Origin of the sequence: Serratia sp. 2C06 (assembly GCF_050037615.1) — a bacterium.
In the GTDB taxonomy this organism is placed as follows: Bacteria; Pseudomonadota; Gammaproteobacteria; order Enterobacterales; family Enterobacteriaceae; genus Serratia; species Serratia ureilytica.
In genome coordinates, this window is the sequence record NZ_CP188299.1 from 2,886,576 (window position 1) to 2,912,244 (window position 25,669).

20 protein-coding genes are annotated in these 25,669 nt (G+C 58.9%); 18 read left to right on the forward strand and 2 right to left on the reverse strand.

Going from position 1 to position 25,669, the window contains the following annotated elements:
* Positions 1-294: 294 nt before the first annotated feature.
* The 8 genes from serC (at position 295) to lpxK (ending at position 11,243) form a co-directional block, all read left to right on the forward strand.
* Complete coding sequence (gene serC / locus ACP3TA_RS14215; protein WP_033642561.1) at positions 295-1,380, forward strand: 3-phosphoserine/phosphohydroxythreonine transaminase; 1,086 nt, start codon at positions 295-297, stop codon at positions 1,378-1,380.
* Positions 1,381-1,493: 113 nt separating this feature from the next.
* Positions 1,494-2,780, forward strand: coding sequence for a 3-phosphoshikimate 1-carboxyvinyltransferase (gene aroA / locus ACP3TA_RS14220; protein WP_033642562.1), 1,287 nt, complete (start codon positions 1,494-1,496; stop codon positions 2,778-2,780).
* Between the two features lie 258 nt (positions 2,781-3,038).
* Positions 3,039-3,728 carry a (d)CMP kinase gene (gene cmk / locus ACP3TA_RS14225; RefSeq protein WP_004928270.1) on the forward strand — a complete coding sequence of 230 codons (690 nt, stop codon included), beginning with the start codon at positions 3,039-3,041 and terminating at the stop codon, positions 3,726-3,728.
* Positions 3,729-3,912: 184 nt separating this feature from the next.
* Positions 3,913-5,586, forward strand: a complete 1,674-nt coding sequence (gene rpsA, locus ACP3TA_RS14230) for a 30S ribosomal protein S1 (protein ID WP_004928267.1) — start codon at positions 3,913-3,915, stop codon at positions 5,584-5,586.
* A gap of 62 nt (positions 5,587-5,648) precedes the next feature.
* The gene (ihfB, locus tag ACP3TA_RS14235) at positions 5,649-5,933 is read left to right on the forward strand and encodes an integration host factor subunit beta (RefSeq protein ID WP_004928264.1); all 285 of its coding nucleotides are present in this window, start codon (positions 5,649-5,651) and stop codon (positions 5,931-5,933) included.
* A 269-nt stretch (positions 5,934-6,202) separates the two neighbouring features.
* Entirely contained in the window at positions 6,203-8,479 is a 2,277-nt protein-coding gene (locus ACP3TA_RS14240) for a ComEC family protein (RefSeq protein ID WP_423153212.1), read from the forward strand.
* Between the two features lie 35 nt (positions 8,480-8,514).
* Complete coding sequence (msbA, locus tag ACP3TA_RS14245; RefSeq protein ID WP_033642563.1) at positions 8,515-10,263, forward strand: lipid A ABC transporter ATP-binding protein/permease MsbA; 1,749 nt, start codon at positions 8,515-8,517, stop codon at positions 10,261-10,263.
* Positions 10,263-11,243 (forward strand): tetraacyldisaccharide 4'-kinase, encoded by a 981-nt coding sequence (lpxK, locus tag ACP3TA_RS14250; RefSeq protein ID WP_042784110.1) that lies wholly within the window; start codon positions 10,263-10,265, stop codon positions 11,241-11,243. The genes msbA and lpxK overlap by 1 nt, the downstream gene beginning before the upstream one ends.
* 2 nt (positions 11,244-11,245) lie before the next feature.
* Here lpxK and hglS read toward each other — a convergent pair whose 3' ends face one another.
* A complete protein-coding gene (gene hglS, locus ACP3TA_RS14255; protein ID WP_206196414.1) occupies positions 11,246-12,652 on the reverse strand; it encodes a 2-oxoadipate dioxygenase/decarboxylase HglS in 1,407 nt (468 codons plus the stop codon).
* 525 nt (positions 12,653-13,177) lie between these two features.
* On the opposite strand from hglS, the gene cspE reads away from it, so the two are divergent.
* From cspE to ACP3TA_RS14285, 6 genes are all read left to right on the forward strand, one after another.
* The gene (gene cspE, locus ACP3TA_RS14260) at positions 13,178-13,387 is read left to right on the forward strand and encodes a transcription antiterminator/RNA stability regulator CspE (protein ID WP_004928244.1); all 210 of its coding nucleotides are present in this window, start codon (positions 13,178-13,180) and stop codon (positions 13,385-13,387) included.
* A 223-nt stretch (positions 13,388-13,610) separates the two neighbouring features.
* Complete coding sequence (locus ACP3TA_RS14265) at positions 13,611-13,832, forward strand: cold-shock protein (protein WP_004928241.1); 222 nt, start codon at positions 13,611-13,613, stop codon at positions 13,830-13,832.
* Positions 13,833-13,945: 113 nt separating this feature from the next.
* The gene (locus ACP3TA_RS14270; protein WP_089196850.1) at positions 13,946-15,172 is read left to right on the forward strand and encodes a winged helix-turn-helix domain-containing protein; all 1,227 of its coding nucleotides are present in this window, start codon (positions 13,946-13,948) and stop codon (positions 15,170-15,172) included.
* Positions 15,173-15,469: 297 nt separating this feature from the next.
* A complete protein-coding gene (locus ACP3TA_RS14275; RefSeq protein ID WP_004928237.1) occupies positions 15,470-15,652 on the forward strand; it encodes a Trm112 family protein in 183 nt (60 codons plus the stop codon).
* Positions 15,649-16,398 (forward strand): 3-deoxy-manno-octulosonate cytidylyltransferase, encoded by a 750-nt coding sequence (gene kdsB, locus ACP3TA_RS14280; protein ID WP_033642567.1) that lies wholly within the window; start codon positions 15,649-15,651, stop codon positions 16,396-16,398. Before ACP3TA_RS14275 ends, kdsB begins: the two co-directional genes overlap by 4 nt.
* Before the next feature lie 152 nt (positions 16,399-16,550).
* Positions 16,551-17,447, forward strand: coding sequence for a YcbJ family phosphotransferase (locus ACP3TA_RS14285; RefSeq protein WP_033642568.1), 897 nt, complete (start codon positions 16,551-16,553; stop codon positions 17,445-17,447).
* A gap of 8 nt (positions 17,448-17,455) precedes the next feature.
* Here the strand turns inward: ACP3TA_RS14285 and elyC are convergent, their stop codons facing one another.
* A complete protein-coding gene (gene elyC, locus ACP3TA_RS14290) occupies positions 17,456-18,229 on the reverse strand; it encodes an envelope biogenesis factor ElyC (protein ID WP_033642569.1) in 774 nt (257 codons plus the stop codon).
* 152 nt (positions 18,230-18,381) lie between these two features.
* On the opposite strand from elyC, the gene cmoM reads away from it, so the two are divergent.
* From cmoM to mukB, 4 genes are read left to right on the forward strand one after another with little or no spacing between them, the layout of a single operon-like run.
* The gene (gene cmoM, locus ACP3TA_RS14295; RefSeq protein WP_033642570.1) at positions 18,382-19,167 is read left to right on the forward strand and encodes a tRNA uridine 5-oxyacetic acid(34) methyltransferase CmoM; all 786 of its coding nucleotides are present in this window, start codon (positions 18,382-18,384) and stop codon (positions 19,165-19,167) included.
* On the forward strand, positions 19,164-20,486 hold the full coding sequence (gene mukF / locus ACP3TA_RS14300) for a chromosome partition protein MukF (protein ID WP_004928228.1): 1,323 nt from the start codon (positions 19,164-19,166) through the stop codon (positions 20,484-20,486). Before cmoM ends, mukF begins: the two co-directional genes overlap by 4 nt.
* Positions 20,467-21,195: a chromosome partition protein MukE gene (mukE, locus tag ACP3TA_RS14305; protein WP_004928226.1), complete on the forward strand. Its 729-nt coding sequence runs from the start codon at positions 20,467-20,469 to the stop codon at positions 21,193-21,195. Before mukF ends, mukE begins: the two co-directional genes overlap by 20 nt.
* Positions 21,192-25,640 (forward strand): chromosome partition protein MukB, encoded by a 4,449-nt coding sequence (gene mukB / locus ACP3TA_RS14310; protein ID WP_089196851.1) that lies wholly within the window; start codon positions 21,192-21,194, stop codon positions 25,638-25,640. Before mukE ends, mukB begins: the two co-directional genes overlap by 4 nt.
* The last annotated feature ends 29 nt before the right edge of the window (positions 25,641-25,669 follow it).

Genomic DNA, 25,669 nt, shown 5'->3' on the forward strand with positions numbered 1-25,669 from the left:
TCTCCTGCGGGGGCCGTCCGGGCTCCCGCAGCCATCTCGGCTGAATACAGCATAAAACACCGCGTTAACCCGCTGAATTTCCCCATATCGCAGGGTTTTATCGTCCAAAAAAACGCGCCGGCCGCAGAGCCTGTCATCACCCGGTGCGCCTGTTTGCCGCCGGCGGGCGAATAAGCGTTGCAGCCATGGGGCGTGAGTGATAAAACCGAAGGGTTGGTTAACGCGAGCGTTAACTTCGGGCGTCTTTTCGACAGGTCGCTTTTCTGCGGCGAACAGTGAATGTGGTGAGGGGAAATGACTCAGGTTTATAATTTTAGCTCTGGCCCGGCGATGCTGCCGGTGGAAGTGTTGCGTCGTGCGGAACAGGAACTGTGCAACTGGCACGGCCTGGGAACGTCAGTGATGGAGATCAGTCACCGCAGCAAAGAATTCATCGCCGTTGCCGAGCAGGCGGAACAGGATCTGCGCGATCTGCTGAAAGTCCCCTCCAACTATAAAGTGCTGTTTTGCCACGGCGGCGCCCGCGCGCAATTCGCCGCGCTGCCGCTGAACCTGCTGGGCGACAAGGCCACCGCCGACTACATCGACGGCGGCTATTGGGCGCACAGCGCCATCAAGGAAGCGGAAAAGTATTGCACCCCGAACGTCATCGACGTGAAAACCCGCATCGACGGCCTGAGCGGCATCAAGCCGATGAAAGAGTGGCAGCTGAGCAACGACGCGGCTTACGTGCATTATTGCCCAAATGAAACCATCGACGGCGTAGCCATCGATGAAACGCCGGACTTCGGCGACAAAGTGGTGATCGGCGATTACTCCTCGACCATCCTGTCCCGCCCGCTCGACGTCAGCCGCTTCGGCGTGATTTACGCCGGCGCACAGAAAAATATCGGCCCGGCCGGCCTGACGCTGGTGATCGTGCGCGACGATCTGCTGGGCAAGGCGCGCAAAGAAGTGCCGTCTATCCTCGATTACACTGTGCTGGCCGAGAACGATTCGATGTTCAACACCCCGCCGACCTTCGCCTGGTACCTGTCCGGGCTGGTATTCAAATGGCTGAAAGAGCAGGGCGGCCTGATGGAGATGCAAAAACGCAATCAGGCCAAGGCCGAGCTGCTGTACGCGACCATCGATAAATCCGACTTCTACCGCAGCCAGGTGGCGATCGCCAACCGCTCGTGGATGAACGTGCCGTTCCAGCTGGCCGATGCGGCGCTGGATAAGGTGTTCCTCAGCGAAGCCGAGGCCATCGGCCTGCAGGCGCTGAAAGGCCACCGGGTAGTTGGCGGTATGCGCGCTTCTATTTACAATGCGATGCCGCTGGCCGGCGTACAGGCGCTGACCGACTTTATGACCGATTTCGAGCGTCGTCACGGTTGATCCCGTCAGCTCGCCGGGCGCGGGCTGACCAAGCTGTTGTCCTTTTGCATTAAAGCGGCTCCGGCATTATTCCGGAGCCGTTTCGTTTATCAGAATTGGAGAGTTTTGTTCACATGGTGGATTCCCTGACTTTACAACCGGTCGCCCTGGTCAATGGCACCGTCAACTTACCCGGCTCGAAGAGCGTTTCTAACCGCGCTCTGCTGCTGGCGGCGCTGGCGGAGGGAACGACCCGGCTGACCAACCTGCTGGACAGCGACGATGTGCGTCATATGCTGAATGCGCTGCAGGCGTTGGGCGTGAACTACCAGCTTTCCGCCGACCGCACCGTGTGTGAAGTGACCGGCGTGGCCGGGCCGCTGGTGGCCGACCAGCCGCTGGAACTGTTCCTCGGCAATGCCGGCACCGCGATGCGACCACTGGCGGCGGCGCTGTGCCTTGGTGAAGGTGATGTGGTGCTGACCGGGGAACCCCGTATGAAAGAACGTCCGATCGGCCATCTGGTGGACGCGTTGCGCCAGGGCGGGGCGCAGATTGATTACCTCGAGCAGACCGATTACCCGCCGATTCGCCTGCGTGGCGGCTTCCAGGGCGGCGACGTCACCGTTGACGGCAGCGTCTCCAGCCAGTTCCTGACCGCGTTGCTGATGACCGCGCCGCTGGCGCCGCAGGATACGCAAATCCACATCAAAGGCGAGCTGGTTTCCAAGCCGTACATCGACATCACGCTGCACCTGATGCGCACCTTCGGCGTATCGGCGAGCCACGACAATTACCGGGTGTTCCATATTCAGGGGCGCCAGACGTATATCGCGCCGGGCGACTATCTGGTTGAAGGCGACGCTTCTTCCGCGTCCTACTTCCTGGCGGCGGCGGCGATCAAAGGTGGCACCGTGCGCGTGACCGGCATCGGCCGCAAAAGCGTGCAGGGCGACACCAAGTTTGCCGATGTGCTGGAGAAGATGGGGGCGCGCATCACCTGGGGCGACGATTTTATCGAGTGCAGCCGCGGTGAACTGCGCGGCATCGATATGGACATGAACCACATTCCGGATGCGGCGATGACCATCGCCACCGCGGCGCTGTTCGCCGAGGGGCCGACCACCATCCGCAATATCTACAACTGGCGGGTAAAGGAAACTGACCGTCTGGCGGCGATGGCCACCGAGCTGCGTAAAGTGGGGGCGGAAGTGGACGAGGGCGAAGACTACATTCACGTCGTGCCGCCGGCCAAGCTGCAGTTCGCCGAGATCGGCACCTACAACGATCACCGCATGGCGATGTGCTTCTCGCTGGTGGCGCTGTCGGATACCCCGGTCACGATCCTCGATCCGAAGTGCACCGCGAAAACCTTCCCGGACTATTTCGAACAGCTGGCTCGCATCAGCCAGCCGGCGTAACCGTCAGATCATTTCTTTTAAGGCCCCTTTGCGGGCCTTTATCGTTTTTAACCCCCGGCGACCGGCGTTTCTTCTATACTTTTTCGCGGTTGTGCGCTTATTTTCAACAACCGGACAGTTCCAGGGTAACAGATCGCCGTAGGGCAGCGTATAATACGCCACCGTATTTGCCCCTGATTGGGCAGGTGACAGAGCGCCCGGGCTTCGAGTCGAAGCGCGCCGTGTCTCTGTGAGGTTTTCTACCTGAAGGAGAGAGAAATGACGGCTACAGCCCCGGTGATAACCGTTGATGGACCAAGTGGCGCAGGCAAAGGCACGCTGTGTAAAGCGTTGGCCGAGTCCCTTGGTTGGCGTTTGCTGGATTCCGGCGCGATCTATCGCGTGCTGGCGCTGGCGGCGTTGCATCATCAGGTGGATATCACTTCTGAGGAAGCGCTGGTTCCGCTGGCCGCACATCTCGATGTTCGCTTCGTTGCCCAGGACGGCAAGCTGCAAGTGATTTTGGAAGGTGAGGACGTCAGCAATGAGATCCGCACCGAAACCGTCGGCAACACCGCGTCGCAAGCGGCGGCGTTTCCGCGCGTGCGCGAGGCGCTGCTGCGCCGCCAGCGCGCGTTTCGCGAGGCCCCCGGCCTGATTGCCGATGGCCGCGACATGGGCACGGTGGTGTTCCCGGACGCGCCGGTCAAGATTTTCCTCGACGCCAGCTCGGAGGAGCGCGCGCACCGCCGCATGCTGCAGTTGCAGGAAAAGGGCTTTAATGTTAACTTTGAACGTCTTTTAGCCGAGATAAAGGAACGGGACGACCGTGACCGTAATCGGCCTATCGCGCCTCTGGTGCCCGCTTCTGACGCCCTCGTGCTGGATTCTACCAGCATGTCGATTGAAGAAGTGATCCGGCAGGCGTTGACGTATGCACAGAAAGTGTTGGCGTTGCCGCAGCAATAAGCGCGGCGGCGCTATTGGCTTTTTGTCATATTTGTCATAGCGGTATCGCAATATATCGGGTAAAATTTTACCCCTGTAACCTTAAACCCTGTCGGCATGGAGCCAATGGCGGGGTATGTGAAACAACCCCATTCGGCGGGACGCTAAATGGACGTTAAACTAAAGAACCCTGAAGATTAACAACATGACTGAATCTTTCGCTCAACTCTTTGAAGAATCCTTAAAAGAAATCGAAACCCGCCCGGGTTCCATCGTTCGTGGCGTCGTTGTTGCTATCGACAAAGATATCGTACTGGTTGACGCCGGTCTGAAATCTGAGTCTGCCATCCCGGCTGAGCAATTCAAAAACGCCCAGGGCGAGCTGGAAATCCAGGTTGGTGACGAAGTTGACGTTGCTCTGGATGCTGTTGAAGACGGCTTCGGTGAAACCCTGCTGTCCCGTGAGAAAGCTAAGCGTCACGAAGCTTGGATCACGCTGGAAAAAGCCTACGAAGAAGCTGAGACTGTAACCGGTGTTATCAACGGCAAAGTGAAGGGTGGCTTCACCGTCGAGCTGAACGGCATCCGCGCGTTCCTGCCAGGTTCCCTGGTTGACGTGCGTCCGGTACGTGACACTCTGCACCTGGAAGGCAAAGAGCTTGAGTTCAAAGTCATCAAGCTGGATCAGAAGCGCAACAACGTTGTCGTTTCTCGCCGTGCGGTTATCGAATCCGAGAACAGCGCTGAGCGCGATCAACTGCTGGAAAACCTGCAGGAAGGCATGGAAGTTAAAGGTATCGTTAAGAACCTCACTGACTACGGTGCATTCGTTGATCTGGGCGGCGTAGACGGCCTGCTGCACATCACTGACATGGCTTGGAAACGCGTTAAGCATCCAAGCGAAATCGTCAACGTTGGCGATGAAATCACTGTTAAAGTGCTGAAGTTCGACCGCGAGCGTACTCGTGTATCCCTGGGCCTGAAACAGCTGGGCGAAGATCCATGGGTTGCTATCGCGAAACGTTACCCAGAAGGCACCAAGCTGACTGGCCGTGTAACCAACCTGACTGATTACGGCTGCTTCGTGGAAATCGAAGAAGGCGTTGAAGGTCTGGTACACGTTTCTGAAATGGATTGGACCAACAAAAACATCCATCCGTCCAAAGTTGTTAACGTGGGCGACGTAGTGGAAGTGATGGTTCTGGACATCGATGAAGAACGTCGTCGTATCTCCCTGGGCCTGAAGCAGTGCAAATCCAACCCATGGCAGCAGTTCGCAGAGACCCACAACAAGGGCGACCGCGTTGAAGGTAAAATCAAGTCTATCACTGACTTCGGTATCTTCATCGGCCTGGACGGCGGCATCGACGGCCTGGTTCACCTGTCTGACATCTCCTGGAACGTTGCAGGCGAAGAAGCAGTACGTGAATACAAGAAAGGCGACGAAATCGCTGCGGTTGTTCTGCAAGTTGACGCAGAGCGCGAGCGTATCTCCCTGGGCGTGAAGCAACTGGCTGAAGACCCGTTCAATAACTACCTGTCTATGAACAAGAAAGGTGCTATTGTTACTGGTAAAGTCACTGCAGTTGACGCCAAAGGTGCTACAGTTGAATTGGCAGGCGGCGTAGAAGGTTACCTGCGTGCATCTGAAGCCTCTCGCGACCGCATTGAAGATGCAACTCTGGTTCTGAACGTAGGTGACGAAGTTGAAGCTAAATTCACCGGCGTTGACCGTAAGAACCGCGTTGTAAGCCTGTCCGTACGTGCTAAGGACGAAGCTGACGAGAAAGACGCCATCGCAACTGTTAACAACAAACAGGAAGAAGGCAACTTCTCTAACGCAATGGCTGAAGCTTTCAAAGCGGCTAAAGGCGAGTAATGACGGGGGGCGGTCTCTGACCGCCCCGATACGGTAGTTTAGCTGCAAAGCTTGGAGGTACTATGACCAAGTCTGAACTTATTGAAAGACTTGCTGGCCAGCAATCTCATATTCCGGCGAAGGCCGTTGAGGATGCAGTGAAAGAGATGCTTGAGCACATGGCCGCTACGCTGGCCGAGGGCGAACGCATTGAGATCCGCGGATTCGGCAGTTTTTCTCTTCACTACCGTGCCCCGCGTGTAGGTCGCAACCCGAAAACCGGTGACAAAGTTGAGCTGGACGGCAAGTACGTTCCTCACTTCAAACCAGGCAAAGAGTTGCGTGACCGCGCCAATATCTATGGCTAGTCGCTGACTGCTCATAGCGTTGTTGCTTGAAAAGAATATAAAACGGTGCCTGTAAGGCGCCGTTTTTTTTGCCTGCAATTCTCCGCGACACGCTCGCGAGTTGCGTACTGCGCCGCATTGACGATGTGGCTCCTGCATAGATCTCTCTTATCCTGCCATGTTCAGCGCATCTTCGTTAAAGCCCGCTGGCGGCGACGTGTCGCCTGAATGATCCTGCTTGCTTGCCGTGACGCGTCTTTGCTCATGGCGGAGCCGATGGGAGAAAAGCGATCAAAATTTCGCTGGATCTGGCGATATTCGCCGTTATCTGCGGCATCCTGCCGCTGTTGGTTTTACCGCAGTTGCCTGAGCAATGGCTGCTGTGGCCGCTTTTGCTTGTTGTCTGTTTACTGCTGCGCACGCGCAGGCCATTCTGCCGTTATTTGGCCTGCCTGGGGTTGGGGTTCGCGTGGGCGGTTTTCAATGCCGGAAGCCTGATCGGGCAAATGGAGCGTTTGAGCCGCGGGCCGGAAGTGACGGCGGTGATGCAGGTAAGCAGCATCGCGTTGAATCCGGCCGCCAGCAAGCAGACGCTAATGCGTATCGAGCGGATCGATGGCCATTGGCTGGCGCCTGCATTGATGTTTACCACGCTATGGGCCCCGGAACAGCAGCGGCTGTGCGCCGGGCAGCGTTGGCAATTGAAACTGCGCTTGCGGCCGGTGCACGGCAAGCTCAATGAAGGGGGCTTCGACAGCCAACGTTGGGCGATCGCACAGCGCCAGCCGTTGACGGGCCTGGTCAGGCAGGCCCGTTTGCTGGATGGCGGTTGTAGCCTGCGTCAGCGCATAATCAGCCATGCGGAAACCAACATCGGTGAGCTGCGTTACAAGGCGGTATTGTTGGCGCTGGCATTTGGGGAGCGAACCGCGCTGGAACAGCCTTTACGCACGCTGATGCTGAAAACCGGCATTGCGCATTTAATGGCCATTTCAGGGCTTCATGTGGCGATGGTCGCCATTTTGTTCTGGGCTGCGCTGCGGGCGCTGCAGTTTTTTCTGCTCTCCCATCTGATTGGCTATCGTTTTCCCCTGGTCGCGGGCTGGGTGGCGACGCTGATCTATGTCTGGTTGGTGGGCGCCCAGCCGCCGGCGGTGCGTACCGTGTTGGCCATGACATTGTGGATGTTGCTGCGCCTGCGTGGCGTTCATTGTTCTTCCTGGCAGGTGTGGCTATGGTGTATCGGGCTGATTTTGCTGTGCGATCCGCTGGCGGTATTGTCAGACAGTTTCTGGCTATCGGTGCTGGCGGTAGGTTGCCTGATTTTTTGGTTTGAATGGGCGCCGCTCGGTGAGCGATTCCGGTCGGCCTGGTATTGGGCGCCGGTGCGCTGGCTGCATATTCAGCTCGGCATGACGCTGCTGCTGGTGCCGATGCAGGCCGCGCTGTTTCTGGGCCTGACGTTGACCTCGCTACCCGCCAATCTGTGGGCGGTACCTATTGTCTCATTGGTGACGGTGCCGCTGATTTTGCTGGCGGTGATATTTGGCTTCTTTCCCTCGTTAAGCTACGGGCTATGGTGGCTGGCGGACTTCACGCTGCACTGGGTGTTTGTGCCGCTGCATTACCTGCAACGCGGTTGGGTGGATCTGGGGGCTGCCTCGCTGCTGGCCAGCGCGGCGGGGTGGCTCATCGTCGTCTGTTGGCGCTTTCATTGGTGGCGGCGTTATGCACCGGGGCTGGCGACGGTAGCGATATGCTGTGTGCTGTGGCGGGAAAAAGAGCCGGGATACCGCTGGCGAGTCGATATGCTCGATGTCGGGCACGGCTTGGCGGTGGTCATTGAGCGAAACGGCAAGGGAATACTGTACGATACCGGCGATCGTTGGCCGGGCGGCAGCGCCGCCGAACGGCATATTTTGCCAATGTTGAACTGGCGGGGGATTGAATTGGAACAGATCATTATCAGCCATGATCATCTCGATCATACCGGTGGCCTGCCGACGGTGCGACGGGCGTTTCCAGGGGCTACGGTACGCAGCCCGATGCGCGGGGAGGGGCACTTGCCCTGCGTCGCCGGTGAGCGCTGGCGCTGGCAAGGGTTGCAATTCGAAGTGCTGTGGCCGCCGAAAACGCGTAAAAAGCCGGGCAATGACGACTCTTGCGTGATCCGTATCGACGACGGGAAACACAGCCTGCTGCTGACCGGCGACGCGGAAAAAAAGGCGGAGGCGCAGCTGCTCCGATTGCGGCGCGATCGCTTGGCGGCGACGGTGTTGCAGGTGGGGCATCATGGCAGCCGAACCTCTTCAACGCCGCCGTTTCTGCGCGCGATCAATCCTCAGGCGGCATTGGCGTCAGCATCTCGTTACAACAAATGGCGTTTGCCGGCGCGTAAAGTGGTCGCCAGATACCGGGCAAATGGCATTATATGGCGCGATACGACGCGCTCCGGCCAGTTATCGGTACTTTTTTTCGACAACGATTGGCAAATTAAGGGCTTTCGCGAACAATTAATGCCCCGTTGGTACCATCAGCGGTTTGGCGTAGAGGGTGATAATGAGTAAAATAGGCCGCTATTTCTTCCGATGCTGGTATTTGCATGATGAATGATAAAGATCTCTCGACCTGGCAGACATTCCGTCGACTCTGGCCGATGATCACTCCTTTTAAGACCGGGCTGATTGTAGCCGCCATTGCGTTGATTATGAACGCAGCGGGGGACACGCTGATGCTGTCTCTGCTTAAACCGCTATTGGACGATGGGTTTGGAAAAACCGACAGCAGCGTGCTGGTGTGGATGCCGTTGGCCGTCATCGCGCTGATGTTGATGCGCGGCGTAACCAGCTTTGTTTCAAGCTACTGCATTTCCTGGGTTTCCGGCATGGTGGTGATGCAGATGCGCCGCCGCCTGTTTGGCCACATGATGAGAATGCCGGTGGCCTTCTTCGATCAACAGTCCACCGGGACCCTGTTGTCGCGCATTACCTATGATTCCGAACAGGTGGCTTCCTCCTCTTCCAGCGCGCTGGTGACCGTGGTGCGCGAAGGGGCTTCGATCATTGGCCTGTTCATCATGATGTTCTATTACAGCTGGCAGTTGTCGGTGATCCTGATCGTGCTGGCGCCGATCGTCTCCATTGCCATTCGCCTGGTGTCCAAGCGTTTCCGCAACATCAGCAAGAACATGCAGAACACGATGGGGCAGGTGACCACCAGCGCCGAACAGATGCTGAAAGGCCATAAAGAAGTGCTGATCTTCGGCGGCCAGCAGGTGGAAACCGAGCGCTTTAATTCGGTCAGCAACCGCATGCGTCAGCAAGGCATGAAGCTGGTTTCCGCGTCTTCGATTTCCGATCCGATCATTCAGCTGATCGCTTCGCTGGCGCTGGCGTTCGTGCTGTTTGCCGCCAGCTTCCCAAGCGTGATGGAAACCCTGACCGCCGGTACCATTACCGTGGTGTTCTCGTCGATGATTGCACTGATGCGTCCGCTGAAGTCGCTGACCAACGTCAATGCCCAGTTCCAACGCGGGATGGCGGCGTGCCAGACGCTGTTCTCCATTTTGGATATGGAACAGGAAAAAGATACCGGCACCCGCGAAGTGAAGCGCGCGAAAGGCGATATCGAATTCCGCAATGTCACCTTCTACTACCCGTCCAAGGAAACGCCGGCGCTGCGTGATATCAACCTGAACATCGCCGAAGGCAAGACCGTAGCGCTGGTGGGCCGTTCCGGTTCGGGGAAATCGACCATCGCCAACCTGTTGACGCGTTTCTATGATATCCAGGAAGGCGAAATTCTGATGGATGGCCACGATCTGCGCGAATACACCCTGGCCTCACTGCGTAATCAGGTGGCCCTGGTTTCGCAAAACGTGCACCTGTTCAACGACACCATCGCCAACAATATCGCCTATGCGCGTGAGAGCGAATACAGCCGCGAGCAGATCGAAAAAGCGGCCGAAATGGCGTACGCGATGGACTTCATCAACAAGATGGAAAATGGCCTGGATACGGTGATCGGTGAAAACGGCGTCATGCTGTCCGGCGGCCAACGCCAGCGCATCGCCATCGCGCGCGCGCTGCTGCGCGACTGCCCGATCCTGATCCTGGATGAGGCGACCTCTGCGCTGGATACCGAGTCCGAGCGGGCCATTCAGGCCGCGCTGGACGAACTGCAGAAAGACCGAACTTCACTGGTGATCGCGCACCGTCTGTCGACCATTGAAAAGGCGGACGAGATCCTGGTAGTGGAAGACGGCCGCATCGTCGAACGCGGTGAGCACGCCGAGTTGCTTGAGCGGCAGGGCGCCTATGCGCAGCTGCACCGTATGCAGTTTGGTCAATAATGATTGAGCGCATCTGGTCCGGCGGTTCGCTGCTTTATCTGGCGCTATTGCCGCTCTCGTGGCTGTATGGCCTGTTCAGTTGGCTGATCCGCCTTAGTTACCGCTGCGGCCTGCGTAAAAGTTGGCGTTCGCCGGTGCCGGTCGTGGTGGTGGGTAATCTCACCGCCGGCGGCAACGGCAAAACGCCGATGGTGATCTGGCTGGTGGAGCACCTGCAGCAACGGGGCTACCGAGTTGGGGTGGTGTCGCGCGGCTACGGCGGCAAGTCAGCGGTCTATCCTCTGGTGCTGGGTCAGAATACGTCGACCCGCGAGGCGGGCGATGAGCCGGTGCTGATTTATCAGCGTACCGGGGCGCCCGTGGCGATCGCGCCCAAGCGCGCCGAGGCGGTGCAGGCTCTGCTGCAACAACAGCCGCTGGATGTGATCATCACCGACGACGGCTTGCAGCACTACGCTTTACAGCGTGACTTCGAGCTGGTGGTCATCGACGGTGTGCGTCGGTTCGGTAACGGCTGGTGGTTGCCGGCCGGGCCGATGCGCGAGCGCGCTGCGCGGCTTGGCAGCGTCGATGCGCGCGTCGCCAATGGCGGCGTGGCGCAGGCCGGGGAAATTGCCATGCGTCTGCAGGCGCGTGATGCGGTGAACCTGCTGAGCGGTGAACGTCGCCCGGCGGCCGAGCTGCCGCGCGTGGTGGCGATGGCGGGTATCGGCCATCCGCCGCGTTTCTTCGCGACGTTGGAAAAGTTGAACGTCGAAGTCGTGCAGGAAGTGGCGTTTGCCGATCATCAGGAATATCAGCAGGCGCAGCTGGCGGCGTTGGTTAATGCAGATCAAACGCTGTTGATGACGGAGAAGGACGCGGTGAAGTGTCGCGCCTTTGCCCAGCCCAATTGGTGGTATCTACCGGTTGATGCGGTGCTACCGTCCGCTCAGGCTGAGCAACTGCTGCAGGATATCGAGTCCCTGCTGTCCAAGTAATCTCAGGATGCCAGCGTGACAAGCCCCAAGGCTTGCGCGCAGGCTTCCAGCGAGCGCTGCTGGGTTTGCTGATACAGCGCCAGCTCGTCGATCACATCACTGCCCAACGCTTGTTCAAACGCTGCCCGGCTTGACGCCGCATTGTACTGTGTATGGCGGCTGTCCCCCAGATTCGATTGGAAAATCCCCGCCGCGCTGACCGGCAGAAAATCTTCATATACCAGTGGCTGGAAGCGAACGTGTTCTTTCTCGATCAGTTGCTCCAGGGTGCTGTGCTTATCCAGTGATTCTTTGGCCGCCAGGCCGCATTCGGTCGGGAAATAGCGGAACCAGGCCAGCTGTTGCTCGCGCAGCGTGGCGTAATCATCCGGAAACGCCCGGAAGTTTTCTTCCAGCAGCTGATAATAGCGTTCGGCATTTTTCTCGCTCGGCGGCGCCTGCAGCGCATCGTTGGTGGCCTTCAGCAGGCGGTCGTAGAGTTCTCTTCCTTTAGTCGTCAGCGCCACACCGCGCTGTTCAATCTCGCCGAAGCGCGCGGTATGATGACCGGCGACGACGCGGCCGTCATGCTCGACGAAATCGACGCGTTCTTCCAACGCCTTGAAGCTGGTCTGGCGCAGCAGGATCGCGCGACGGCGACGCGGCGGGCCCTCGATGACCGCCTTGGGCGTAATGCCGCGGGCGGGCATCGCCTGCTGAACGCGATCGATATCCAGCGTGCGCGGTGTCAGATGATTGATATGCGGCCCTTTAAACGCCACCACGTCGGCGATCAGGCGATGCTGATCGTGCAACTGCCGGTATTCTTCGGCGCTGACCGTCGCCTGGTTGTGCCAGCGGAAGGTTTCCAGCGCTTGTTCGACAAATTCTTGCGCCTGCACCTCATTCAGCCCGCCTTGCGCTTCCTGCAGCGCGATCAGTTCCAACGCGCGATCGGTAAAGATGCGGCGGCGCGCCAGCAAGCGCTCAGCCAGCTCACGCAGCGCGGGATCTTCTATCAGCTCCAGGCGCAGCAGGGAGGTAAACACGCGGAACGGACTGATTTGCAGGGCGTCTTCGTGTACGGCGCGAAAGGCGGTCGAGTGCACGGGAACGCCCGCCACCGACAGATCATAGTAACCGACCGGCGCCATGCCCATCACCCAGAACAGACGGCGCAGGGTGGCCAGTTCGTCCGCCGTGCCGACCCGGATCGCGCCGTGGCGCTCCATCGCAAGGCGTTCGATCTCGCCGGTGATTTGCAGTTGATGAGCCAGTGCGGCATCTTCGCGCAGAACCTGTCGGTTGGTTTCCGCCACCAGTTCCAGCAGATCGCCGTACAGCGGTACCTCCTTTTGGTACATGTCCGACATCGCGTGAGAGAATCTGGCGCGGATTTCATTAGGTGAAACGAACTGCTGGGCGGTCATGCGCATAGCTCCTTGATTCAGCATAATCTGAAAAATAGTGTTTTTAGCGGCAAAAGTGCTGGCGAAAAAGCCGTCTGCCTTGTTTTCCCCTCAAGTTTAGCCATCTGATTTGGGATTTGTTATAGACGTGGCAAGCATATTAGAGTTTTATGCGTTAGCTCTCATTTGCAGCGCACGGACGGACAAATGATGCCCCGGTGAGGAGGGGAATGCGATGGTTCGGCCGCGGCGAGCGTTAAATTAAGTCATGCATATTCAGAGGGATAAAAATAAATTCGGCGTATTTATGAATTTAATGCAATAAACCCCTTGTGCATTCACCATTTTTATGAGTAAATGCAAGTCGGCCTGTAATCCAGACCTATTTATGTTCGAGTTTAGAGTTAAGCAGTTCCTCCAAAAACGTTATCATCCGATTCCGCTTCAAAGACGAACCTTCTAAGTACCTCCCATAAGTAATGTTTCTGAAATGGCCGCAATTGCCTCTTATGGCAGATTTTGTAAATATATTTAAAGGTAAAAGTAATGTCTAAGAAGACGGGTCAAGTTAAGTGGTTCAACGAAAGCAAAGGTTTTGGTTTCATTGAGCAGCACGATGGCGGCAAAGATGTATTCGTACACTTCTCCGCAATCATGACCGACGGTTTCAAGACCCTGGCTGAAGGCCAGCGCGTCGAGTACACCATCCAGGACAGCCCGCGCGGGCCGGCTGCCGCCAACGTAGTTGCTCTGTAAGAAGACAGGGAACGCGTATAAAGAGATCTTAATACAACCATGGTGACGCTTCAGCGCTGAGTCATGCGGAAGATATTAAGTTCAACAAGCCCGCCTTAGTGCGGGTTTTTTAATTTTTTGCTCACGAGAGGTTTGTTACGAAAAACTTTAGGATGGGCTGGTAGCGTCCAGACAATATAAAAAATGACGTTGTCAAGGATGCTCAAGTAAAAGGATATAAGTTATGTTTAAAAATACTGTGTTAAAAATGGGCCGTGTGAAATGGTTTAATCAGGCCGAAGGCTATGGTTTTATTTCACCGGTAGATGGCAGCGACGAAATCTATGTCAATCGCAACGCTATCGCCAACACCAAAAATAAGTCGTTGAACGAAGGTCAGAACGTTGAGTTCTCGATCTATCGCAGCTCGCATGGGCTGTCCGCGGCAGACGTTATCGCGTTCTGATCGCATCCTCCTTCCTCGCCAGTGCCGGTGTCGCCACCCGCAAGCACTGGCGAAGATAAATCCCGCGATATCCACTATTATCAGGCCATTGCCTACTCGCCACGGATATCAGGATGACCACCCCGACCATTTCCCTTACCGCCGCTCGCGCGCTGCACCTTGCCGCCCAGGGGCTACTTTCTCCGCTTAAACGCCAGGCTCGGCCCGATGATGTCGTGAGTGCGATCCAGCGCATGGGGCTGTTACAAATCGATACCATTAGCGTCGTTGCTCGCAGCCCGTATCTGGTGCTGTTCAGCCGTTTGGGAGCCTATCAGCCGGAGTGGCTTGAGCAGGCGCTCGCCGGCCGCAAGCTGTTCGAGTATTGGGCGCACGAGGCCTGTTTCCTGCCGATCGAAGATTTTGGTCTGCTGCGCCACCGCATGCTGGCGCCGCATGATATGGGCTGGAAATACTCCGCCGACTGGGTGCAGCAGCACCAGGCGGCGATGGACAGCTTGCTGCGGCACATCGAACAACAGGGGCCGGTGCGCTCCGCGGATTTCAGCGCCGAGAAGAAGGGCAACAGCGGGTGGTGGGACTGGAAACCGGAGAAACGGCATCTGGAGATCCTGTTTACCGCCGGCAAGCTGATGGTGGCCGAACGTCGCAACTTCCACCGGGTTTACGATCTGACCGAAAGGCTGCTGCCGGCCTGGGACGATGCGCGGCATGCGCTGCCCGTGGAACAGGCGCGCCGGCAGATGCTGTGCCGCACCTGCCGCTATCTGGGCATTTTCCGCGCCGAGTGGTTGGCGGACTACTATCGGCTGAAGCGCGTGGCGCCAAAAGCCTTGCTGGCAGCGCTGCAGGAGCAGGGCGAGATTATGCCGGTGCGGGTCGAGGGGCTGGAAGGGCCGTTTTATGTGCATGAATCACTGGCGGAACTGCTGCCGCTGGCGGAGCAGGGCAAACTCAAATCGACGGTCACCAGCCTGTTGTCGCCTTTTGATCCGGTGGTGTGGGATCGTCGTCGGGCGCTGGAGCTGTTCAACTTTGACTATCGGCTGGAGTGTTACACGCCGAAAGAAAAACGCCGCTACGGTTACTTCACGTTGCCAGTGCTGCATCGGGGCGACCTGGTGGGGCGGATTGATGCCAAGGCGCACCGACGCCAGGGCATCTTCGAGATCATCAGTTTCCATGCGGAGCCGCAGGTGCGCTTCGGCAAACAGCGAACGCAGGATATCCGGCAAGCCATCGCGCGCACGGCTCATTGGCACGGCGCGCAACGCGTTGCGCTGGGCGACATTCCGGCGGCGTTGGCCGCTGAATGGGGAGCCGGCTGGGAAGTGGGATAACGAGCGACGCCGTCGGTGGGGTAAAACGAAGTTAAGCGCCGCTCGTTACAAAGGGGGCTCAGTGGCTGAAGTTAGCGAACAGAGCGATGATTTTATGCAGACGTTTGATCACGTATTACGGTCTTTTTTGTGATTTTAATCACAAAATTCTACGCCGTGTGGCGCCGCAGTTCAAGCCGTTGCGCGGGCGCCATGAGGAAATATCGGCGGCTTGGTGCCGCCGATGATTAACCTGAGGCCGGGCGTTATGCTATCCTCACAGCCTTCCCAGATGACCTATCCCCTTGCGGAGGATGCATGGACCACCGTTTACTCGAAATCGTTGCCTGCCCGGTATGCAACGGCAAACTCTATTTCAATAAAGAAAACCAGGAGCTGGTGTGCAAAGCGGACGGGTTGGCTTACCCGCTGCGCGACGGCATTCCGGTGCTGTTGGAAAATGAAGCGCGTGCGCTGTCGCTGGACGAGAAGCACGCATGAGTTTTATCGCTATTATTCCCGCCCGCTACGCCTCAACCCGTTTGCCGGGCAAACCGCTGGCCGATATTCACGGCAAGCCGATGGTGGTGCACGTGATGGAACGCGCCCGTGAGTCCGGCGCCAGCCGGGTCATCGTGGCGACCGATCACCCTGAAGTCGCCAAAGCGGTGGAAGCCGCCGGCGGCGAAGTGTGCATGACCAGCCCGGATCACCATTCCGGCACCGAGCGTTTGGCGGAAGTGATCGCGCACTACGGCTTTGCCGACGACCAGATCATCGTTAACGTGCAGGGCGATGAGCCGCTGATCCCACCCGTTATCGTGCGGCAGGTGGCGGAAAACCTGGCGGGAAGTCAGGCCGGCATGGCGACGTTGGCGGTGCCGATCGACAGCGCCGAAGAGGCATTCAACCCCAATGCGGTGAAGGTCGTGATGGACGCGCAGGGCTACGCGCTTTACTTCTCGCGCGCCACCATTCCCTGGGATCGCGAGCGTTTCGCCGCGTCGAAGGAGAGCATCGGCGACAGCCTGCTGCGCCACATCGGCATCTATGCGTACCGCGCCGGTTTCGTGCGCCGCTACGTCAGCTGGGCGCCGAGCCAGTTGGAGCAGATCGAGCTGTTGGAACAGCTGCGCGTGCTGTGGTACGGTGAAAAAATCCACGTGGCGGTCGCGAAAGCGGTCCCGAGCGTGGGGGTCGATACGCCGGAAGATCTCCAGCGCGTGCGCGACAGCATTCAACCCTGAGCCTGATTTCGTCGGCGCGGCGCGCAACGCGCCGACGATGCAATACCTCCCATTATTGATCCCCGTTTTGTTGATCTGCGTTGAAGAATTTTTCCGCTCACCGTTCGATGATGTTACGCATACCCCCCTTATTAGCCTGAGGTGAATGCCTTATGGAGCAGTTACGCGCCGAACTGAGCATCGTGCTGGGTGAGTCCGTCAGCCGGCTGGAGCGGGTGAGCGAACAGCCTTATGCGCACATGTATTCACTGTACGATCGCCAGGGCAACGCTATCCCGCTGATGGCGAAAAGTTTTATCTGCCAGGGCATCGCCCAGCAGGAGGCGTACAAGCTGTCGATGCTGGCGCGCGACGGGGATATCCGCCTGCCCACGGTGTACGGCGTGGTATGCACCCACCAGGCGCCGTATACGGAAATCCTGCTGATCGAGCGTCTGCGCGGCGTGTCGGCCGAAGCGCCAACGCGTTCGCCGGATCGCTGGAACATGTTAATGGAGCAGATCGTTGACGGGATGTTGGCCTGGCACCGCATCGACAGCCATGGCAGCGTCGGCACCGTTGACAGTACGCAGGAGAATGACTGGTTTTGCTGGTATCAACAGCGGGTCGAAGTGCTGTGGGCGACGGTGGTCAATCTCACTACCCCGCAGCTGACCATGGCAGATCGGCGTTTGCTGTACCGCACGCGCGAAGCGCTGACCCATTTCTTCGTCGGTTTCGACGATCCCTGTGTCCTGGTGCACGGTAACCTGTCGCTGCGCAGCATGTTGAAAGATCCCAAAAGCGATCAGCTGTTGGCGATGCTTAATCCCGGTGTGGTGCTGTGGGCGCCGCGCGAATACGATCTTTTCCGCCTCTGCGAAGCGGGCATGCCCAGCCAACTGTTGTTCAGCTATCTGCAGCGGGCGCCGGTCGCCGACGCTTTCCTGGCGCGGCGCTGGCTGTACGTGGTGTGGGAAGCGGTAGGGCGTTTGATCCATACCGGCAAGCTGGAGCGGCAGCCGTTCGACTATGCGTCGCAACAGCTGCTGCCCTGGCTGGCCGGTTGAACGGGGCCTTACTCGGCGCCGGCGCTATCCACGCCTTTCAGCCGTTGCCACAGGCTGCCCAGCGTTTCATACCAGGCGCGCTCGGTATGGCCGAGGAACATGGACGACGGCGTGGCGCGATCCCAGATATTCAGCGGCGAGTCGATCGCCAATTGGTTGGCCGGGGCCGGGATCGGGTGCAGGCCCTTAGCCTCGAAGAAACGCATGGCGCGCGGCAGATGGTTGGCGGAAGTCACCAGAAGGAAGGGGTGTTCGCCGACCAACTTGGCTACCTGAGCGGCTTCTTCCTCGGTATCGCGCGGTTCCCCCAGGATCACTATGTCGCTGCGCGGCACGCCCAGGCTTTCCGCTACCAGCGCTGCCGTGGCGGCGTTGCTCTGCATGCGTCCGCCGGGCGCGCCGGTAAACACCATCCTGGCGCCAGGGTGCGCCAGATAGAGCCGCACGCCCTCCGTCACGCGCGGCAGACTGTTGCCGAGCAGGTTCGAGCTGGGTGCCCAGTCGGGATTGTAGGTATAGCCTCCGCCCAACACCACGATGTAGCTGACCGCATCGTTGCCGCGATATGTCTGGTATTCGGCTTCGATCGGCCGCAGCAGGCGGTCGGCCACCGGTTGCAGGCTGAAAAGCAGTAAAAACAGCCAGCTCAGCGTGAAAATCGTCTTACCGCTTTTTTGCCAGCGGGTGAACCACAGCAGCAGCAGCGCCAGCCCCATCAGCAGCATCAACAGCGGCAGCGGCATCAGCAGAGCGCCAAAGAACTTTTTCAGGTTGAACAGCATCGAAAATCAGATCCTTTTGAGTGAAAAAACGGCATCCAGGCATAAACAGGCCGCAAGAAGATACATTCTAAGCCAGTCTGTGCCAAAATAGCAGGTTTGAATGGGCGTGCGCTTTGCCGCCGACAAGACTGAGATCAGCGGAGCCGTTGTCCATGCAGGATCGTAATTTTGACGATATTGCTGAAAAATTTGCGCGTAATATTTACGGCACCACGAAAGGAAAAATCCGCCAGGCGGTGGTTTGGCAGGATCTGACCGGGCTGCTGGCCCAGTTGCCGCAGCGGCCGCTGCGCATCCTTGATGCCGGGGGCGGTGAAGGCCATATGGCTTGCCAACTGGCAGAATTAGGACATCAGGTGTTGTTGTGCGATCTTTCTGGTGAGATGATCCAGCGCGCCGCGCAGCTGGCGGAGCAGAAAGGTGTGAGCCAGAACATGCAATTCGTACAAAGTTCTGCGCAGGATATCGCTCAACATTTGGAACAGCCGGTTGATCTGATATTGTTTCATGCAGTGCTTGAATGGATCGCTGAACCCGTGGCGGCGCTGCAGGCGTTGTGCGATTGTCTGACGCCGGGCGGCGCGCTGTCGCTGATGTTCTTCAACGCCAACGGTCTCTTGATGCGTAACGTGGTGTTGGGTAACTTCCAATTGGTGGATCCCGAGGTCAGACGGCGCCGCAAGCGTTCGCTGTCGCCGCAATATCCGCACGATCCGCTATTGGTCTACGGCTGGCTGGAACAGCTGGGCATGCGCATCAGCGGCAAAACCGGCGTGCGGGTGTTCCACGACTATCTGCAGAGCAGACAGCTGCAAACCCAAAAATTTGAAGAGTTACTGGCGCTTGAACAGCACTATTGCCGGCAGGAGCCGTACGTGAGTTTGGGGCGCTATATTCACGTCATGGCGCATAAACCAAACCTGAAGGACGAACTATGAGTGAATTTTCCCAGACAGTACCCGAACTGGTCGCCTGGGCACGGAAAAATGATTTCTCTATTTCGCTCCCTACGGAGCGTCTCGCATTTCTGCTCGCTATCGCCACCCTGAATGGCGAACGGCTGGACGGCGAGATGAGCGAAGGTGAGCTGGTTGATGCATTTCGCCATGTCAGCAAGGGTTTTGAACAGACGCATGAAACGGTGGCGATGCGCGCCAACAATGCGATCAACGACATGGTGCGCCAGCGCCTGTTGAACCGCTTTACCAGCGAACTGGCGGACGGTAACGCGATTTACCGCCTGACGCCGCTGGGTATCGGCATTACCGATTACTATATTCGCCAACGCGAATTCTCCACGCTGCGTCTGTCGATGCAGCTGTCGATCGTGGCGCAGGAACTGAAGCGCGCCGCCGATGCCGCCGACGAGGGCGGCGACGATTTCCATTGGCACCGTAACGTGTTCGCGCCGTTGAAATATTCGGTGGCGGAAATCTTCGACAGCATCGACATGACGCAACGCGTGATGGACGAGCAGCAGCAGAGCGTGAAAAATGACATCGCGGCGCTGCTGAGCAAAGACTGGCGGGCGGCGATCTCCAGCTGCGAAATGCTGCTGTCGGAAACCTCAGGCACCCTGCGCGAACTGCAGGATACGCTGGATGCGGCGGGCGACAAGCTGCAGGCCAATCTGCTGCGCATCCAGGACGCAACCCTCGGCAACGTGGAGCTCGGCTTCGTCGACAAGCTGGTGTTCGATCTGCAGAGCAAGCTGGATCGCATCATCAGCTGGGGCCAGCAGGCGATCGACCTGTGGATCGGCTACGATCGTCACGTGCACAAATTTATCCGTACCGCTATCGATATGGATAAAAACCGCGTGTTCGCCCAACGCCTGCGCCAGTCGGTGCAAACCTATTTCGACCACCCGTGGGCGCTGACTCATGCCAATGCCGATCGTCTGCTGGATATGCGCGACGAAGAACTGGCGCTGCGCAGCGAGGAAGTGACCGGGGAACTGCCGCCGGATCTGGAGTTCGAAGAGTTCAGCGAGATTCGCGAACAGCTGGCGGCGATGATCGAAGAGGCGTTGAAGGTGTACCAGGAACAGCAGATGCCGCTCAACCTTGCAGCAGTGATGCGCGATTACCTGGCGCAATATCCACGTGCGCGTCATTTCGACGTGGCACGTTTAGTGGTCGACCAGGCAGTGCGCCTCGGTGTGGCTGAAGCAGATTTCTCAGGGTTGCCGGCGGAATGGCAGGCAATCAATGATTACGGAGCCAAGGTCCAGGCCCATGTCATCGACAAATATTGAACAAGTAATGCCAGTCAAGCTGGCCAAAGCGTTGTCCAACTCGCTGTTCCCGGCGCTGGACAGCCAACTGCGCGCGGGTCGTCACATCGGTATCGATGAGCTGGACAACCACGCCTTTTTAATGGATTTCCAGGATGAGCTGGAAGAGTTTTACAACCGTTACAGCGTCGAGCTGATTCGGGCGCCGGAAGGTTTCTTCTATTTGCGCCCGCGCTCCACCACGCTGATCCCGCGTTCGGTGCTGTCCGAGCTGGATATGATGGTCGGCAAGATCTTGTGTTACCTGTATCTCAGCCCCGAGCGCCTGGCGCACGAAGGCATTTTCAGCCATCAGGAGCTGTACGATGAACTGCTGAGCCTGGCGGATGAGAACAAGCTGCTCAAGTTCGTCAACCAGCGCTCCACCGGTTCGGATCTCGATCGGCAGAAGCTGCACGAGAAGGTGCGCACCTCGCTCAACCGCCTGCGCCGCCTCGGCATGGTCTATTTCATGGGCAATGACAGCAGCAAGTTCCGCATTACCGAGGCGGTGTTCCGCTTCGGCGCCGACGTGCGCAGCGGCGACGATCCGCGTGAAGCGCAGCTGCGCATGATTCGCGACGGCGAGGCGATGCCGGTTGAAACCAGCCTGTCGCTTAACGATGAGAATGACGCTGAGGATCAGCAGGTTGATAACGCTCCTGACGGTGCAGAGGATGAACAGGAATGATTGAACGCGGTAAATTTCGCTCGCTGACGCTGGTTAACTGGAACGGCTTCTTTGCCCGCACCTTTGATCTCGATGAGCTGGTGACCACGCTGTCCGGCGGGAACGGGGCGGGGAAATCCACCACCATGGCGGCCTTCGTCACCGCACTGATCCCCGATCTGACGCTGCTGCACTTCCGTAACACCACCGAAGCGGGTGCCACCAGCGGTTCGCGCGACAAGGGCCTGCACGGCAAGCTGCGCGCCGGCGTATGTTACTCCACCCTCGACGTCGTCAACTCGCGCCACCAGCGCGTGGTGGTTGGCGTGCGTCTGCAGCAGGTGGCGGGACGCGATCGCAAGGTCGATATCAAACCTTTCACCATCCAGGGCCTGCCGACCGCGGTACAGCCGACTGAATTGCTGACCCAGACCGTGGGTGAGCGCCAAGCGCGCGTGCTGTCGCTGCAAGAGTTGAAAGAGCGCGTGGAAGAGATGGAAGGCGTGCAGTTCAAGCAGTTCAACTCGATCACCGATTACCACTCGCTGATGTTCGATCTGGGCGTGATCCCGAAACGCCTGCGTTCGTCCGCCGATCGCAGCAAATTCTATCGTCTGATTGAAGCGTCGCTGTACGGCGGCATCTCCAGCGCCATCACCCGCTCGCTGCGCGACTACCTGTTGCCGGAAAACAGCGGCGTGCGCAAGGCGTTCCAGGACATGGAAGCGGCGCTGCGCGAAAACCGCATGACGCTGGAAGCGATCCGCGTCACCCAGTCGGATCGCGACCTGTTCAAGCATTTGATCTCCGAGGCCACCTCCTATGTGGCGGCGGACTATATGCGCCACGCCAACGAACGCCGCATCCACCTGGACGGCGCGCTGGCGCTGCGCAGCGATCTGTTGGGCAGCCGCAAGCAGCTGGCCGCCGAACAGTATCGCCATGTGGAAATGGCGCGTGAGCTGAGCGAGCAGAGCGGCGCCGAATCCGATCTGGAAACCGATTACCAGGCCGCCAGCGACCACCTGAACCTGGTGCAGACGGCGATGCGTCAGCAGGAGAAGATCGAACGCTATGAAGCCGATCTGGAAGAGCTGACCTACCGTCTGGAAGAGCAGAACGAAGTGGTGGCCGAGGCGAGCGAGCAGCAGGCCGAGAACGAAGCGCGCGCCGAAGCGGCCGAGCTGGAAGTGGACGAGCTGAAGAGCCAGCTGGCCGACTACCAGCAGGCGCTTGACGTGCAGCAGACCCGCGCCATTCAGTACCAACAGGCGCTGCAGGCGTTGGAGCGCGCGCGCGCGCTGTGCCAACTGCCGGACCTGACCGCCGACAACGCTGAACAGTGGCTGGACACCTTCCAGGCTCGCGAGCAGGAGGCGACCGAAGCGCTGCTGATGCTGGAGCAGAAGCTGAGCGTGGCCGACGCCGCGCACGGCCAGTTCGAGCAGGCCTATCAGCTGGTGGGTAAAATCGCCGGCCAGGTCAGCCGCAGCGAAGCCTGGCAGTGTGCGCGCGAATTGCTGCGCGACTGGCCTTCGCAGCAACACCTCGCCGAGCGCGTTCAGCCGCTGCGACTGCGCCTGAGCGAACTGGAACAGCGCCTGCGCTCGCAGCAGGACGCCGAGCGCCTGCTGCAAGAATTTTGCAAACGCCATGGTCAGGAGTACCAGCCGGACGATCTCGACATGCTGCAGCAGGAGCTGGAAGAGCGCCTGGAAGCGCTGTCGCAGAACGTCAGCGAAGCCGGCGAACGCCGCATGGAGATGCGCCAGGAGCTGGAGCAGATCCAGCAGCGCATCCGTGAACTGACGGCGCGCGCGCCGGTGTGGCTGGCGGCGCAGGACGCCCTGAGCCAGCTCAGCGATCAGAGCGGAGAGCCGCTGGAAAACAGCCAGCAGGTGACCGAATACATGCAGCAGCTGCTGGAGCGCGAGCGTGAAACCACCGTCGAGCGCGACGAAGTGGCGGCCCGCAAGCGCGAAGTGGAAGCGCAGATCGAACGTCTCAGCCAGCCGGGCGGCGCGGAAGATCAACGCCTGGTCACCTTGGCCGAACGTTTCGGCGGCGTGTTGCTGTCGGAAATTTACGATGACGTCACCATCGACGACGCGCCTTACTTCTCGGCGCTGTACGGCCCTTCGCGCCACGCCATCGTGGTGCCGGATCTGTCGCTGGTGCGCGAGATGCTGGAAGGGCTGGAAGATTGCCCGGAAGATCTTTACCTGATCGAAGGGGATCCGCAGTCGTTCGATGACAGCGTATTCGCCGTCGAAGAGCAGGACAAAGCGGTGGTGGTGAAGATCGCCGATCGCCAGTGGCGTTATTCCCGCTACCCGGAAGTGCCGTTGTTCGGCCGCGCGGCGCGCGAAAACCGTCTGGAAGTGCTGCATGCCGAGCGTGAAACGCTGGCGGAGCGCTATGCCACGCTGTCGTTCGACGTGCAGAAAACCCAGCGTTCGCATCAGGCCTTCAGCCGCTTTATCGGCACCCATCTGGCGGTGGCGTTCGACGCTGACCCGGAAGCGGAGATCCGCAATCTGAACGCCCGTCGCGGCGAGATCGAGCGTGCGCTGAACAATCACGAAGCGCAGAATCAGCAGCAGCGCCAGCAGTACGAGCAGGCCAAAGAGGGCATTTCCGCGCTCAACCGCCTGATGCCGCTGGTGTCGTTGCTGAACGATGAAACGCTGCAGGATCGCGTCGACGAGATCCGTGAAGAGCTGGAAGAAGCGCAGGACGCCGCGCGCCACATTCAACAGCACGGGGTGTCGCTGACCAAACTGGAGCCGCTGCTGTCGGTGCTGCAGAGCGATCCGCAGCAGCATGAACAGCTGCAGCAGGACTACGCGCAGGCGCAAAGCGTGCAGCGTCAGGCCAAACAGCAGGCGTTCGCGTTGACAGAGGTGGTGCAGCGTCGCGCGCACTTCAGCTATACCGACTCCGCCGGCATGCAGAATGCCAACAACGATCTCAACGACAAGCTGCGCCAGCGTCTGGAACAGGCGGAAGCCGAACGCGCCCGCGCCCGTGAGCAGCTGCGTCAATATCAAACCCAGTTCACCCAATACAGCCAGGTGCTGGCCTCGCTGAAAAGCTCGTATGACGCCAAGCGCGACATGCTGAAAGAGCTGAGCCAGGAGCTGGTGGATATCGGCGTGCAGGCCGACGCCAACGCGGAAGCGCGCGCGCGTCAGCGCCGCGACGAGCTGCATGCGGCGCTGAGCAACAACCGCGCTCGCCGTAATCAGTTGGAGAAACAGCTGACCTTCTGCGAAGCCGAAATGGATGGCCTGCAGAAGAAACTGCGCAAGCTGGAACGCGACTACCATCAGCTGCGCGAGCAGGTGGTGACCGCCAAGGCGGGCTGGTGCGCGGTGATGCGTCTGGTGAAAGACAACGGCGTGGAACGCCGCCTGCATCGCCGCGAACTGGCGTATATGGATGGCGACGAGCTGCGCTCGATGTCGGATAAGGCGCTCGGCGCGCTGCGTCTGGCGGTGGCGGACAACGAACACCTGCGCGACGTGCTGCGTCTGTCGGAAGATCCGAAGCGGCCAGAGCGTAAGATTCAGTTCTATATCGCGGTGTACCAACACCTGCGCGAACGTATCCGCCAGGACATCATCCGTACCGACGATCCGGTCGAGGCCATCGAGCAGATGGAGATTGAGCTGGGCCGTCTGACCGAAGAACTGACCGCGCGCGAGCAGAAGCTGGCGATCAGTTCGAAAAGCGTGGCCAACATCATTCGCAAAACCATTCAGCGCGAGCAGAACCGCATTCGCATGCTGAACCAGGGGTTGCAGGCCGTTGCTTTCGGCCAGGTGAAGAGCGTCCGTCTGAACGTCAACGTGCGCGAAGCGCATGCCACCCTGCTGGACGTGCTCTCCGAGCAGCAGGAACAGCATCAGGATCTGTTCAACAGCAACCGCCTGACCTTCTCCGAAGCGTTGGCCAAGCTGTATCAGCGTCTGAATCCGCAGATCGATATGGGGCAGCGCACGCCGCAGACCATCGGTGAGGAGTTGCTGGACTACCGCAACTACCTGGAGATGGAAGTGGAAGTGTACCGTGGCTCCGACGGCTGGCTGCGTGCGGAAAGCGGCGCCTTGTCTACCGGTGAAGCCATCGGTACCGGGATGTCAATTCTGGTGATGGTGGTGCAGAGCTGGGAAGAAGAATCCCGCCGCCTGCGCGGTAAAGACATCTCGCCATGTCGCTTGCTGTTCCTCGATGAAGCGGCGCGTCTGGATGCCAAATCGATCGCCACGCTGTTCGAGTTATGTGACCGTCTGGAGATGCAGCTGATTATCGCGGCGCCGGAAAACATCAGTCCTGAGAAGGGCACCACCTATAAACTGGTGCGTAAGGTGTTCCAGAACCACGAGCATGTGCACGTGGTGGGGCTGCGCGGTTTCGCCAGCGAGCCGCCGGCGCTGGGCACTGCGCCGGTCGAAACGCCGTAACGCAGAAAAACACCCTAAAAATCTGAAAA